9 protein-coding genes are annotated in these 14,147 nt (G+C 69.4%); 7 read left to right on the top strand and 2 right to left on the bottom strand.

From position 1 onward, the window contains the following. Positions 1-22: 22 nt before the first annotated feature. Complete coding sequence (locus tag AB0E56_RS15625) at positions 23-1,711, top strand: ATP-binding cassette domain-containing protein (RefSeq protein ID WP_359800492.1); 1,689 nt, start codon at positions 23-25, stop codon at positions 1,709-1,711. 38 nt (positions 1,712-1,749) lie between these two features. Here AB0E56_RS15625 and AB0E56_RS15620 read toward each other — a convergent pair whose 3' ends face one another. Further along, positions 1,750-2,865 (bottom strand): FAD-dependent oxidoreductase, encoded by a 1,116-nt coding sequence (locus tag AB0E56_RS15620; RefSeq protein ID WP_359800491.1) that lies wholly within the window; start codon positions 2,863-2,865, stop codon positions 1,750-1,752. 73 nt (positions 2,866-2,938) lie between these two features. On the opposite strand from AB0E56_RS15620, the gene AB0E56_RS15615 reads away from it, so the two are divergent. From AB0E56_RS15615 to AB0E56_RS15605, 3 genes are all read left to right on the top strand, one after another. Then, entirely contained in the window at positions 2,939-4,054 is a 1,116-nt protein-coding gene (locus AB0E56_RS15615) for a GuaB3 family IMP dehydrogenase-related protein (RefSeq protein ID WP_359801252.1), read from the top strand. 58 nt (positions 4,055-4,112) lie between these two features. Beyond that, positions 4,113-4,871 (top strand): SURF1 family cytochrome oxidase biogenesis protein, encoded by a 759-nt coding sequence (locus AB0E56_RS15610; RefSeq protein WP_359801250.1) that lies wholly within the window; start codon positions 4,113-4,115, stop codon positions 4,869-4,871. 236 nt (positions 4,872-5,107) lie between these two features. Then, positions 5,108-9,742, top strand: coding sequence for an ExeM/NucH family extracellular endonuclease (locus AB0E56_RS15605; RefSeq protein ID WP_359800490.1), 4,635 nt, complete (start codon positions 5,108-5,110; stop codon positions 9,740-9,742). A gap of 71 nt (positions 9,743-9,813) precedes the next feature. On the opposite strand, the gene AB0E56_RS15600 is transcribed toward AB0E56_RS15605, so the two are convergent. Then, on the bottom strand, positions 9,814-10,437 hold the full coding sequence (locus AB0E56_RS15600) for a glyoxalase (protein WP_359800489.1): 624 nt from the start codon (positions 10,435-10,437) through the stop codon (positions 9,814-9,816). A 102-nt stretch (positions 10,438-10,539) separates the two neighbouring features. Between AB0E56_RS15600 and AB0E56_RS15595 the strand changes: the two genes are divergently transcribed. From AB0E56_RS15595 to AB0E56_RS15585, 3 genes are read left to right on the top strand one after another with little or no spacing between them, the layout of a single operon-like run. Beyond that, positions 10,540-11,052 (top strand): DUF3817 domain-containing protein, encoded by a 513-nt coding sequence (locus AB0E56_RS15595; RefSeq protein WP_359800486.1) that lies wholly within the window; start codon positions 10,540-10,542, stop codon positions 11,050-11,052. After that, positions 11,049-12,635 carry a glutamine-hydrolyzing GMP synthase gene (guaA, locus tag AB0E56_RS15590; protein WP_359800485.1) on the top strand — a complete coding sequence of 529 codons (1,587 nt, stop codon included), beginning with the start codon at positions 11,049-11,051 and terminating at the stop codon, positions 12,633-12,635. Before AB0E56_RS15595 ends, guaA begins: the two co-directional genes overlap by 4 nt. A gap of 8 nt (positions 12,636-12,643) precedes the next feature. Beyond that, positions 12,644-14,029: a glycosyltransferase gene (locus AB0E56_RS15585; protein WP_359800483.1), complete on the top strand. Its 1,386-nt coding sequence runs from the start codon at positions 12,644-12,646 to the stop codon at positions 14,027-14,029. Positions 14,030-14,147: the final 118 nt, after the last annotated feature.

Raw genomic sequence — 14,147 nt, 5'->3', positions numbered from 1 at the left:
GGCGGAAGGACGGCCACGCACCGTGGGCTACATCGATGTCTCCAGCGTCTCCCTGACACTCCCCGACGGCAGACCTCTCCTCGACGAGGCGACGTTCCGCGTCGGAGCCGGTTCGACGAGCGCGCTGATCGGCCCGAACGGCGCGGGCAAGACGACCCTGCTGCGCATCATCCGTGGCGATCAGACCGCGGACGACGGCGTCGTGACGATCGACGGCGGGCTCGGCGTGATGGACCAGTTCGTCGGGCACGGCGAGGCGGGCGAGACGGTGCACCAGCTGCTTGTCCTGGTCGCTCCGGCGCGCATCCGTGCGGCCGCCGAAGCGCTCGAGGCGGCGGAGAACGCGCTGATCGAGCGCGATGAGCACGACACGCAGATGGCGTACGCGTCGGCGATCGCCGAGTACGCGGATGCCGGCGGCTACGAGCACGAGACGGTGTGGGATCAGTGCACCGTCGCCGCCCTTGGCGTCCCGTACGAGCGCGCCAGATTCCGTGAGCTCACCACGCTCTCCGGCGGTGAGCAGAAGCGTCTCGCCCTCGAGGCGCTGCTGCGCGGACCCGACGAGGTGCTGCTGCTCGACGAGCCGGACAACTACCTCGACGTGCCGACGAAACGGTGGCTCGAGGAGCAGCTGCGCCAGACGCCGAAGACCGTCCTGCTCGTGTCGCACGATCGCGAACTCCTGGCTCGGGCGGTCGATCGGCTGATCACACTCGAACCTGGCGGCGCCGGAGCGACCGCGTGGGTGCACGGCGGCGGTTTCTCCACGTACCAGCAGGCCAGGAGCGACCGCATGGATCGGCTCGACGAACTGCGTCGTCGGTGGGATGAACAGCACGAGAAGCTTCGCACCCTCGTCGCGAACCTCAAGGTGAAGGCCTCGGCGAACGACGGATTCGCGTCCCGGTACCAGGCGGCGCAGACACGGCTGCGCAAGTTCGAGGAGGCGGGTCCGCCCGAGGAGCGCCCGCCCGCGCAGGACTTCGACATGAGACTGCGCGGCGCGCGCACCGGCAAGCGCGCCGTGGTCACCCGGGGGCTGGAGCTGACCGGCCTCATGCGGCCGTTCGACGTCGAGGTCTGGTACGGCGACCGTGTCGCGGTGCTCGGGTCGAACGGCTCGGGCAAATCGCACTTCCTGAGGCTGCTGGCCCGAGGGGGAAGCGACCCGGATGCGACCCTCGGACACATCACTTCGACGGGGGAGCAGCTGCGCGCGGTCGATCACACGGGCACCGCGACCCTCGGCGCACGTGTCGTCCCCGGTCTGTTCGCGCAGACCCACGCGCATCCGGAGTTCGTCGGTCGCACCCTCCTGGAGATCCTGCACCGCGGCGACGACCGCAGAGCAGGCATGCCGCGGGATGCCGCGAGCTCCGCCCTCGATCGCTACGGTCTCGTGCGGCAGGCGCAGCAGACGTTCGACTCGCTCTCGGGCGGCCAGCAGGCGCGGTTCCAGGTGCTGCTGCTGGAGCTGTCCGGCGCGACGCTGCTGCTGCTGGACGAGCCGACCGACAACCTCGACCTCGAGTCAGCCGAGGCGCTGGAGCAGGCGCTCGCTCGGTTCGAGGGCACCGTGCTGGCCGTCACGCACGACCGCTGGTTCGCGCGGTCGTTCGACAGGTTCCTGGTGTTCGGCTCCGACGGCGAGGTGTACGAGTCGGACGCACCCGTCTGGGACGAGAGCAGGGTGTCGCGCGCCCGCTGATCGTCGTCGCGGGACCTCGGTCGGGATGCCGGCGGGACCTACGCGGCCGACCCGGGTTCGGCGCGGAGTGCGGGCAGCCGGAAGGGCGGTGCCGCCCGTGCGTCGGGATCGAGGACGAGATCGGCTAGGACCCCGCCGATGCCGGGAGCGAACTTGAAGCCGTGGCCGGAGAAGCCCGCGCCCACGACGGTGCGTCCGCGGCGGTCCAGCACGAAGGCGCCGTCGTCGGTCGACGTGTACGTGCAGCTGATCGGGACGGCCGACGCGGGGTCGAGGCCCGGCATCCACTCCCGTACGTACTCCGCGAGGGCGCGCTGCTGGGTCGGACGGTGCGGGCGGGCGTCGGGGTCGACCTCGTCGCCGACACCGTGGAAGCCCACTTTCACGCCCTCGCCCGGAGTGGGCATCCCGTACACGGTCGCGGGAGAGGACGCGGGATCCGTGTAGTGGTTGAACGACGGCCACGACGCGAGCCCGCGGGGCCGGAAGTGCGCAGGGGTCTCCTCGGTGACGGTGAGCCGCGGCAGGCCGAATCGTCCGAGGAGCCTTCCCGTCCAGGCTCCCGCGGTGACGACGACGGCCTCGGCGCGCAGTCGGCTGTCGCCGCCGAGGTCGAGCACGACGCCGTCCGCGTCTTCGCCGATGTGAGCGACCGGTGTGCTCCAGCGCACCTCGCCGCCCCCGGCGACGATCCGCCGTTCGAGCTCGTGCAGCGCTGCCGCCGCGCGGACGACCCCGGCGTCGGACGACCACAGCACGTCGCCGTCGAAGCGCATGCCGGGCCAGCGGCGCGCGGCGTCCGCCGGAGGCAGGATCTCCGACGGGATGCCACGCTCTTCGAGCCCGACGCGGATCGCTGCGAGGTCGAGGTGGCCGTGCGTGACGAGGCCGTGCAAACGCAGGAGGGGCTCGCCGTCGACCTGACCGAGGGACTCCCAGCCGGCGCGGGCGCGCTGGAGCAGGTCGAGGTAGTGCTCCTCCGCGTAGGCGTTGTTGAAGTTGCGGGTCGCGCCGTGCGAGGCGCCTTCGCTGTGTCCGCGCGCGAACCGCTCGACGACGACGGGCCGACGGCCCCGACGAGTGAGCTCCCATGCCGTCGCCAGCCCCATCACGCCGCCGCCGACGACGACGATGTCCACGGTCTCGGTCCTCATGCTGCCTCCCGCTCTCGGATCCAGTCTCCCAGCACGGGGGCGTCCGGCCGCCGGGTAGGCTGGAGGGGTGACCATGGAGATCGAGCTCGGCCGAGGAAAGCGCGCGCGCCGCGCGTACACGTTCGATGACATCGCGGTGGTGCCCTCCCGGCGCACGCGCAACCCGGAGGACGTCTCGACGGCGTGGACGATCGACGCCTTCGGCTTCGAGATCCCGGTGCTGGGAGCGCCGATGGACTCGGTCGTGAGCCCCCAGACCGCCATCATGCTCGGGCAGCTCGGCGGACTCGGCGTGCTCGACCTCGAAGGCCTGTGGACGCGGTACGAGAACCCGGAGCCCCTGCTCGCGGAGATCGCCGGCCTCGACGAGAGCAAGGCGACCGTGCGGATGCAGGAGCTGTACGCCGAGCCGATCAAGCCCGAGCTCATCACGCGTCGCCTCGCCGAGATCCGTGAGGCCGGTGTTACGGTGGCCGGTTCGCTCACCCCGCAGCGCACGCAGGAGTTCTACGACACGGTGGCCGCGGCCGGCGTCGACCTGTTCGTGATCCGCGGCACGACGGTATCGGCAGAGCACGTGTCCAGCGTCGCCGAACCCCTGAACCTCAAGAAGTTCATCTACGACCTCGACGTCCCCGTGATCGTGGGCGGCGCCGCGACCTACACGGCCGCGCTGCACCTCATGCGCACGGGGGCCGCCGGCGTGCTCGTCGGCTTCGGCGGGGGAGCGGCGTCCACGACGCGCGCGACCCTCGGCATCCACGCGCCGATGGCGACCGCCGTCTCCGATGTCGCCGCCGCGCGCCGCGACTACCTCGACGAGTCGGGCGGGCGCTACGTGCACGTGATCGCCGACGGCGGCGTCGGCACGTCCGGCGACATCGTCAAGGCGCTCGCGATGGGCGCGGACGCCGTCATGCTCGGTGTCGCACTCGCCCGCGCGACCGACGCGCCGGGCCGCGGATTCCACTGGGGTCCGGAGGCGCATCACCCGAAGCTGCCCCGTGGCCGTCGGGTCGAGGTCGGCGGCATCGGCACGCTCGAGGAGATCCTCTACGGTCCCGCCCCTGTCGCGGACGGCACGGCGAACCTCATCGGCGCGCTGCGCAAGTCGATGGCGACCACCGGTTACTCCGACCTCAAGGAGTTCCAGCGGGTCGAGGTCGTGCTCGCCCCCTACGAGGCCTGAGGCGCAGCGCTCGACCGTGACGACTCCTGCTCTGTTCCCCCCGACCCTCCGCGAGGTCATGCTCCGGGGACGGTGGATCGGGATGCTCCTGCTCTGCCTCCTCGTCGCCGGGGTCTTCGCCTGGCTCGGCCAGTGGCAGCTGGAGCGTGCGATCGAGACGGATCCGCCTGCCCCCGGCGCCACGGAGCAGGTGCAGGAGCTCGATGAGGTCGTCACGCCCGGCGAGTATCTCCCTGAGCCCCTGGTGGGCCAGCGCGTGGAGGCATCGGGGACCTGGGTCCCCGGCGACTTCATCGTCGTGTCGAGCCGGTTCAACGACGGCGTGCAGGGCTACTGGGTCACGGGTCAGCTGCGGGTGGCCGAGCGCACCTCCATCGCCGTCGCGATCGGCTGGGCGCCCGACCGGGAGACCGCGGATGCCGCCGTGGCGGAGCTCGAGGCCGGCAGCGACGGCACGGAGGTCCCCGTGGCGGGGCGCCTCATCTCCGACGAGGGTCCCCAGGTGCCGCCGCAGTCGGATCCGTATCAGTTGGACCGGATGTCGTCCGCCGCGCTGCTGAGCCGCTGGCACGACATCGAGCAGCTCGACGTGTATCGGCCGTACCTCGCCTCGACCACGGCATCCGCCGGCCTGGTCGACATCTCCTCGCCCGCTCCCGAAGAGATGTCACCGGTCAACTGGCTCAACGTCTTCTATGCGGTCGAGTGGGCCATCTTCGCGGGCTTCGCGTTCTACCTCTGGTACCGCCTCGCCAAGGATGCCTGGGAGCGCGAGGTCGAGGAGTTCGAAGACGCTGCGGCCGCCGAGACCCCTTGATCGCACGCGCATCCGCGCGCGAAACGATGCGCACCTGAGCGCGACCTCCCTTCGATAGCGACGTTCGTCAGGGGTCGTCTGAGCCATCCGGTGAGCGCTGGATGACGAATCGGGAAACTCCGTTGAGGATGTCCTGACCGCTCCGTATGCTCGCTCCATGTGAGCACGCTGGGAATTTCTCCTGTGTGCCGTGTCAGTCCTGAGAAGCGTCGAACCCGATCGAGGAGACAGCACCGATGATGTCCGCTCCAGACGGCGAGAACCGCATGGTTCCCGCCCCGCACCGTAGAAGTCGGGGGCGCATCGGCGCTCTCGCTGTGACCTGCGTGGCCGCGCTGAGCCTCGGCTCTCTCGCGGCTGTGCCCGCCGTCGCCGGCACCGAGGGAACGGGGGTGGTGATCAACGAGGCGTACCTCTCCGGAGGTAGCGCAGGAGCGGCGTTCAAGAACAAGTTCGTCGAACTGTACAACCCGACGTCCGCGCCGATCACCCTCGACGGCATGTCGCTGCAGTACCGCTCGGCCACGGGGACGGCCGCCTTCAACGGCGTCGCGCCGCTCACCGGCGTCATCCCCGCCGGCGGCTACTACCTCGTGCAGGGCAACAGCAACGGTGCGAACGGCGCGGAACTCCCGACCCCCGACGCGGTCAGCTCGCTGACTCCGAGCGGAACCAACGGCACGCTCGCGCTCGTCGAGGGCACCGCCGCCGTGACCCTCACCCCCGGCTCCGTCGTAGGCGTCGACGGAGTGGTCGATCTGCTCGGCTACGGCACGTCGAACACGTTCGAGACGAAGGCGGCGACGCCTCCGACCGGCAACACCGACGTGAAGTCGCTCAACCGTGCCGCGGGTGCGGACACCGACGACAACAGCGCGGACTTCACTCTCTCTGCGACGATCACCCCCCAGAACTCCGGCGGCACCGACCCGGGTACGGACCCCGGCACCGACCCGGGCGCTGAGCCGACGAAGGCGACGATCGCCGAGGTCCAGGGGACGACGGGCGTCTCGCCCCTCAGCGGCAAGACCGTCCAGGTCGAGGGCGTCGTGACGGCCGACTACCGCACCGGCGGTTACAAGGGCATCGTCATCCAGACGCAGGGCTCCGGTGGCGACACCGATGCCACTCCCGGTGCCTCCGACGGCGTCTTCGTGTTCCTGAACGCGCTGAGCCCCGCGCTCGCGATCGGCGATCTCGTGTCTGTCACGGGTTCGGTGAGCGAGTACTTCGGTCAGACGCAGATCAACCCGGCCGCTGCGGCCGACGTCTCCGTGGTGACGGCCGGCGTCGGCGTCCCCGCCGTCACACCGCTGCCGGACTCGGTGCGCGGTGCCGACCGCGAGCAGTACGAGAACATGTATGTGGCGCCCGAGGGGACCTACCGCCTCGCCTCCAGCCACCAGCTGTACAACTTCGGCACGCTGTGGCTGAACGCCGGTGCCGACCTCGCGGTGAAGAGCACCGAGACCACGCGCCCGGGCGACGAGGCAGCCGCCATCGCCGCAGCCAACCGCGCCAACCGGATCCTGCTCGACGACGGCTGGTCGATCCAGGTGTCCAACAGCGGTCACCCTGGCGAGCAGCCGTACTTCACGAAGGACACGGTGGTGCGCAACGGCGACACGGTCGACTTCGGTGACAACGGCTACGTGCTGCAGTGGGGCTTCGACGACTGGCGTCTCCAGCCCGTCGTGCCGATCGACGACTCCTCGTCGGCCGACCTCAAGGTGGGCTTCGAGGCGACGAACCCCCGCCCCGCGTCGGCGCCAGAGGTGGGCGGCGACGTGCAGGTCGCGTCGTTCAACGTGTACAACTACTTCACGACGCTGAAGAGTGAGAACTCCGACGCCCGCGGTGCGGCGAATGCTGCGCAGTTCGCCATCCAGAAATCGAAGATCGTCGCGGCCATCAACGGCCTGGACGCCGAGATCGTCTCTCTCATGGAGATCGAGAACTCGGTCAAGCTGGGCAAGCCGATCGACACGGCGCTCAAGGATCTGGTCGCCGGTCTCAACGCCGATGCGGGCAGCGACGTGTGGGACTACGTGCCCACTCCCGCAGCGCTCAATGACGCCGCAACGACCGACTACATCACCAACGCGATCATCTACAAGAAGGATGCGGTCAAGACGGTGGGCGACAGCGCCACCGTCACCGATGAGACCGTGTGGGGCAACGCCCGCGAACCGATCGCGCAGGCGTTCGACATCGACGGGCGCGTGGTCACGGTCGTGGCGAACCACCTCAAGTCGAAGTCGCCGCCCGAGGGTGCCGGCGCGGAGCCGGCCGACGGCCAGGGCTTCTTCAACGCCGATCGCGTGAAGCAGGCGGACGCGATCCTCGCCTTCACCGACGAGCTCGAGGAGTCGAGCGGCAGCAGCGACATGCTGCTGATCGGCGACTTCAACGCCTACGGCAAGGAAGACCCGATCGACGTGTTCACCTCGCAGGGGTGGAGCGACCTGGTCGCCGACAAGACCGACGGGCAGTACACCTACACGTTCGACGGCGAGCTCGGCTCGCTCGACCACGTGATCGCCTCGCCGTCGCTCGTCTCGTCGATCACGGGCGCGGGTGTGTGGGGCATCAACTCGCCGGAGTGGAGCGACCGCGGCTACGCGTTCGGCGCCACCGAGGAGGGCACCCCGTACCGCTCCAGCGACCACGATCCGATCATCGTCGGCGTCTCGTCCGAGATCCCGCCGGTGAACATCGACGTCGTCACGGTGAACGACTTCCACGGGCGGATCGAGGCCGACGGTGCTGCCGCCGGCGCCGCCGTCCTCGCCGGTGCGGTCAAGCAGTTCCGTGAGGAGAACCCGAACACGATCTTCGCCGGAGCCGGCGATCTGATCGGTGCATCGACGTTCACCTCGTTCATCAACGACGACAACCCGACGATCGACGCCCTCAATGCGGCCGGTCTCGATGTCAGCGCTGCGGGCAACCACGAGTTCGACCAGGGCTGGGAAGACCTGCGCGATCGCGTGCAGGAGCGTGCCGACTGGGAGTACATCTCGTCGAACGTGTTCGTCACCGAGACCGGTGAGCCGGCTCTCGCACCGGCCTGGGTCAAGGAGCTCGACGGGGTGAAGGTCGGCTTCGTCGGCGCGGTCACCGAAGATCTCGACTCGCTCGTCTCGCCCGAGGGCATCAAGGACCTCGAGGTCCGCAGCATCGTCGACTCCGTGAACGCGGTGGCCGACGACCTGCGCGACGGGGACGAGTCCAACGGTGAAGCCGATGTCGTCATCCTGCTCGTGCACGAAGGCGCCTCGAGCGTCGAACTGTCGAGCATCACGCCCGACTCGCCCCTCGGCGAGATCGTCTACGGAGTCGATGAGGATGTGGACGCGATCGTGTCCGCCCACACCCACCTCGCGTACAACCACGTGATCGACGGCCGCCCGGTCGTCTCCGCGGGGCAGTACGGCGAGAACCTCGGGCTCATGAACATCAAGGTCGACCCGAAGACGAAGGACCTGATCTCGATCACCAACGAGATCAAGCCCCTCACCGTGGCAGGCAAGCCGCTGTACCCGGCCGTGCCCGAGGTGCAGGCGATCGTCGACCAGGCCAAGGCGGAAGCCGATGTGCTGGGCGCGATCAAGGTCGGCGACATCACCGCCGACTTCAACCGGGCGCGCCAGAGCGACGGCAAGACTGAGAACCGTGGCGGCGAGTCCACCATCGGCAACTTCGTCGCCGACGTGCAGCAGTGGTCCACGGGTGCCGACCTGGCGCTCATGAACCCCGGGGGCCTGCGGGCGAACCTCACGTACGCCTCGTCGAACGCGAACGACCCGGACGGCAACGTCACCTACCGCGAGGCGGCGACGGTCCAGCCGTTCGCCAACACGCTGGTGACGCTCACGCTCACGGGTACGCAGCTGAAGGGCGTGCTCGAGGAGCAGTGGCAGCCGGCCGGATCGGCCCGTCCGTTCCTCAAGCTCGGCGTCTCGAAGGGGCTCGTCTACACGTACGACCCCGCGGCGGCACAGGGTTCGCGCATCACGTCGATCACCCTGAACGGGGTGCCTGTCGATCCGGACGCGGACTACACGGTCGCGGCCAACTCGTTCCTCGCGGCGGGTGGAGACAACTTCTTCACCTTCAAGGAGGGCGAGGGCAAGCGCGACACCGGCAAGATCGACCTGCAGTCCATGGTCGACTGGTTCGACGCCAACAAGACCGCGAGCCCCGACTACGCCCAGCGCGCCGTCGGTGTGGCGGTCAGCCCGGCGGACGCCGACGGCTACAGCGCCGGCGACCAGGTGACCGTGTCGCTCTCCTCGTTGGCGTTCAGCGCGGGGGAGCCTGCTCCGGGCGACGTGTCGCTCTCGCTGGGCGACACGGTGCTCGCGACGGGTGCGGTCGATCCCACGGTCGTCGACACCACCGATGAAGCGGGCCGTGCCTCGCTCACCTTCACGGTTCCGTCCGGCGTGTTCGGGGACCAGGTCCTGACGGTTGCGGTCGCCGGCACCGGAACCACGGTGCAGGTGCCGTTCACGATCGCCGGTGAGGCCGAGTTCGCCGGGACCATCGACCTCGGGTCGTCCAAGGTGGCCGCGGGCAAGAAGCTCCAGGTCACCGGAGAGGGCTACGTGCCCGGCGAGACCGTGACGATCGAGCTCCGCCCGAAGAAGGGTGCTGCCGCGCAGGTGGGCACGGTCCAGGTGAAGGCGGACGGCACGTTCAGCACGCAGGTCACGGTGCCGAAGAATGCGCAGCCGGGGAAGTACACGGTCGCCGCGGCGCAGGCCGACGGAGATGCGGCGACCGCCACGGTCACCGTGAACCGGGCCGGGGGCATCATCGGCGTGATCATCGACTGGCTGTGGGACCTCATCAGCGGCTGGTTCTGATCCGACGATCGGGTGACACGACGGAGGCCGTCGGGAGAGATCCCGGCGGCCTCCGTCGTCTCCGTTCCGTCTCAGACCGCCACAGTGACCGGAGCCCACACGAAGCCGTCGGGGTCGACGGCCGCGCCGAGAACGCCGTTGATCGTGATCCGGTGCGAACCGGATCCTTCCGCCGGGACACCCGCGTCCTTCGCGAGCGACGCGTGCCGATACAGTCCGAGCCCGATGGGGCTCGCCCCCGTGTCGAACTGTACGTAGCTGCGCCCGAAGCTCTTGCCCACCGGGATGCCGCGCTCCGCGTAGAAGGTCTTCGAGGCCACCACGTCGTCGGCGCCGAGCAGGAGCACGATCTCGTCGACCGCGCGGCTCGGGGGAGCCGTGTCCTTCTTGGTCGAGGTGGCGATCTTCCAGATCGCGCCGTCCGGCGCCTGGACCGTGCCGCCGACGCCCCAGAGCGACTTGGACACGGGCTTGATCACCGAGGCGCCTCCCGCGACGGCCGCGTCGACGAGGGCGTGCACGTTCGCCGGTTGCGAGACGACGAGCGACAGGGTGTAACCGCGGAAGCCCGCGGTCTCGGCATCCGCGGTGCGGAATCGGAGGCGGTCGCCGAGGCCGAACGCCTCCGTGTAGAAGGAGCGGGCGGCGCCCACATCCGGGACGTCGAGGGTGAGGGAATCGATGGTGGTGTTCATGTCGACGACGCTACGAGTGCCGCGTCGACCGCGCTTCTCGATTCCTGACCGATGCGTCGACGTCCGGATTCGACTCGATTTCCCGGCGACTAGACTGGAGGCATGCCCGAACCGAAAGTCGCCAGCTTTCCGGCGATCCGCGGTGCGCTGAAGTTCTACCAGATCGCGTCGATCATCACAGGAGTCATGCTGCTCCTGCTGCTGACCGAGATGGTGCTGAAGTACACGCCGATCCACCTCGAGCTCTTCCTCGGGGGGTCCGGGGGTCCGCTCTGGTTCGCCGGGGTCCTCGCAGGACCGGACTGCCAATGGTGGTCGCTGTTCGCCCCGATGACCAACTCGTGCGAGATGACCTCGCTCGGCGACGGGTTCAACCTGTCGCTGTTCATCCTCGTCGCGCACGGCTGGTTCTACGTCGTCTACCTCTTCGCGTGCTTCCGCATGTGGAGCCTGATGCGCTGGCCGTTCCCGCGCTTCATCCTGCTCGCCCTCGGCGGGGTCATCCCGCTGCTGTCGTTCTTCATGGAGGCCGTCGTCGCCCGTGAAGTGAAGACCTATCTCGCCACCCGAGAGGCCGAAGAGGCCTCAGCCCCCGCCCCGGAAGGTGTCCGTTGACCGAACAGTCCGAGACCCAGCAGCGCCCGGCGCTCGTCGTCGACTTCGGCGCGCAGTACGCGCAGCTGATCGCCCGTCGAGTCCGTGAAGCGGGCGTGTACAGCGAGATCGTGCCGCACACGGCCACGGCCGCGGAGATCGCCGCCAAGAACCCGGTTGCGATCATCCTCTCCGGCGGGCCCTCGTCCGTGTACGAAGAGGGTGCCCCGAAGCTCGACCCGGCGGTCTTCGACCTCGGTGTCCCTACGCTCGGCATCTGCTACGGCTTCCAGTACATGGCACAGACGCTCGGCGGCGAGGTCGCGCACACCGGGCTGCGCGAGTACGGCGCGACGGATGCGGTGATCTCCGGCGACGGCGGCACTCTGCTGAGCGGACAGCCGACCGAGCAGAACGTCTGGATGAGCCACGGCGACCAGGTCGCCACGGCACCGGAGGGCTTCGAAGTCCTCGCGACGACCGAGGCCACCAAGGTCGCCGCCTTCGCGAACGAGGAGCGCGGCTTCTACGGCGTGCAGTGGCATCCCGAGGTCAAGCACTCCGATCACGGCCAGCGCGTGCTCGAGAACTTCCTGCACAAGGGTGCAGGGCTCGCGTCCGATTGGAACAGCGGCAACGTGATCGCCGAGCAGATCGAGCGCATCCGGGAGCAGGTCGGCGACGCCCGCGTCATCTCCGCACTCTCCGGCGGCGTCGACTCCGCCGTCTCCACCGCGCTCGTGCACAAGGCGATCGGCGACCAGCTCACCGCGGTCTTCGTCGACCACGGGCTCCTCCGCAAGGGCGAGCGGGAGCAGGTCGAGAAGGACTACGTCGAATCCACCGGCGTGCGCCTGATCACGGTCGACGCGGCCGACACCTTCCTCGGTCACCTCAAGGGTGTGACCGACCCCGAGGAGAAGCGCAAGATCATCGGCCGCGAGTTCATCCGCGCGTTCGAGAAGGTGCAGCTCGACCTCGTCGCGGAGGCCAAGGCTTCCGGCGGTGCTCCGGTGAAGTTCCTCGTGCAGGGCACGCTCTACCCCGACGTCGTCGAGTCCGGCGGCGGTGCGGGCACCGCGAACATCAAGTCGCACCACAACGTGGGCGGCCTCCCCGACGATCTCGACTTCGAACTGATCGAGCCGCTGCGCGCCCTGTTCAAGGACGAGGTCCGCGCGATCGGCCGCGAGCTCGGCATCCCCGAGGCGATCGTGGGGCGTCAGCCGTTTCCGGGGCCCGGTCTCGGCATCCGGATCATCGGTGAGGTCACCGCTGACCGTCTCGAGATTCTGCGTGAGGCCGACGCCATCGCCCGCGAGGAGCTGACGAAGGCGGGGCTCGACCAGGAGATCTGGCAGTGCCCGGTCGTGCTCCTCGCCGACGTGCGCTCGGTGGGCGTGCAGGGAGATGGCCGCACCTACGGCCACCCGATCGTGCTGCGTCCGGTGTCGAGTGAAGACGCCATGACCGCCGACTGGACGCGCCTGCCGTACGACGTGCTGTCGAAGATCTCGAACCGGATCACGAACGGCGTCCGCGACGTCAACCGCGTCGTGCTCGACGTCACGTCGAAGCCGCCGGGGACGATCGAGTGGGAGTAGGGAGCGCGATGCTCCCGGATGCGGCGCCGGAGCTTCCCGACGCCGAGTATCTGGTGCTGTCCAGCCGGCTGATCCCGGGGATGGACGGCGGGTACACGATCGCGACGCTCGCACGCGCCCGACAGCTGGCCGGCGCCGGTGTGGCCGACGGCGCAGGGCCGCAACTGCTCACGTTCGATCCCGGCTCTGCGGCCGACCACGCCGAGCATCGGCGCACGTTCGCGGAACAGGGGGCGCTGGTCGACCCTTCCCGCATGCGCAATCTCTTCGACGAGGCCGTCGACCCTGACGGCGGTGCAGCGCGGTGGCTGCTCGATGCGTCCGATGCTGCGGTGGCCGCTGATCCCGATGTCGAGTATCGGGTGCTGACGGACGCCGATGGACGCGCCTTCGCAGCGCTCCCGGTGATACCAGGCAACCCGGACTGGCACCTCACCGAGGAGCCCGTGCTCGTATACGACGCCGACGGCGCGGTGGCCGGAGCACTGCACGGCTTCCGGGGCCTGTATCGCGCCTGGCTCGAGCATGTGACCGCGGCCTTCGGGGACCGCCTGATCATCGTGATCTGCGAGTCACGCCAGCTCGGCGAGCTCGTGGCGGACTGGTCCGACCCGCGGGTGCGCATCCTGCACACGATCCACACCATGCACGTCGAGGCGCCGTACACGCCCGACGCGACCATGAACACGCTCTGGACCCGCTGGTTCCGTCTCGCCGACCGCTTCGACGCCGTGATCTGGCCGACCGCGACCCAGCGCGACGACGTCGTGGCACGGTTCGGCCCGGCGGCGAACCACGTCGTGGTGCCGAACCCCATCGCGCCGGTCGCGACCCGCCACGACCTCCGTGAGGACGGACTCGTGATCGTGCTCGGACGGTTGGCACCGGGGAAGCGCGTCGATCACGCGATCCGCGCCTTCGTGGCAGCGGACGTGCCCGGGACCCGGTTGGAGATCTGGGGCGGCGGACCGGAGCAGGAGCGGCTGCAGACACTGATCGACGAGCTCGAGGCCGGCGACCGGGTCGTCCTCGCCGGATACACCGATTCGCCGGGCACGGTCCTCGACAGGGCGTCCCTCCTGGTGACCTCCACCGCTTTCGAAGGACAGCCGCTCGGCGTCGTCGAGTCCCTGCTGCACGCCACGCCCGTGATCTCGTACGACGTGCGCTACGGCATCCGCGATGTGCTGCAGCAGGGCGGGGGAGTCCTGGTGCCCGGGGGAGACGTCGAGGCGCTGGGAGAGGCGATCCGTGCCCTTCTGACCGACCAGGGGCGGCTCGCGGCGTTGAGCGCCGAGGCGCCGGCCGTCGCCGCCGCCTGGAGCCCGCAGCGATCGCTCGCAGCTCTCACCTCCGTGATCGCGGCGGCTGCCTCCGCCCCTCCGCGCCGCTGACGCGGCCGCGCCGCGACCCGAGCGCTGGTCGCGCCGCGCGAAGAATTCTCGGAGAAAGTTCTGCCGAGCATGTCGATCCGCGGCATTCCCGTTCGACGTCATAGATGAGAGGGTCGAG

This window comes from Microbacterium sp. NPDC028030 (assembly GCF_040637855.1).
GTDB lineage: Bacteria > Actinomycetota > Actinomycetes > Actinomycetales > Microbacteriaceae > Microbacterium.
The sequence above is the reverse complement of the archived record's forward strand: the minus strand, read 5'-3'. Positions and strand labels throughout refer to the sequence as shown.

Excerpts from the sequence above, each read along its gene's own strand:
- AB0E56_RS15620 (WP_359800491.1), bottom strand. The coding sequence starts at position 2,865 with ATGAGGACCGAGACCGTGGACATCGTCGTCGTCGGCGGCGGCGTGATG.
- AB0E56_RS15615 (WP_359801252.1), top strand. The coding sequence starts at position 2,939 with ATGGAGATCGAGCTCGGCCGAGGAAAGCGCGCGCGCCGCGCGTACACG.
- AB0E56_RS15610 (WP_359801250.1), top strand. The coding sequence starts at position 4,113 with ATGCTCCGGGGACGGTGGATCGGGATGCTCCTGCTCTGCCTCCTCGTC.
- AB0E56_RS15605 (WP_359800490.1), top strand. The coding sequence starts at position 5,108 with ATGATGTCCGCTCCAGACGGCGAGAACCGCATGGTTCCCGCCCCGCAC.
- AB0E56_RS15600 (WP_359800489.1), bottom strand. The coding sequence starts at position 10,437 with ATGAACACCACCATCGATTCCCTCACCCTCGACGTCCCGGATGTGGGC.
- AB0E56_RS15595 (WP_359800486.1), top strand. The coding sequence starts at position 10,540 with ATGCCCGAACCGAAAGTCGCCAGCTTTCCGGCGATCCGCGGTGCGCTG.
- AB0E56_RS15585 (WP_359800483.1), top strand. The coding sequence starts at position 12,644 with ATGCTCCCGGATGCGGCGCCGGAGCTTCCCGACGCCGAGTATCTGGTG.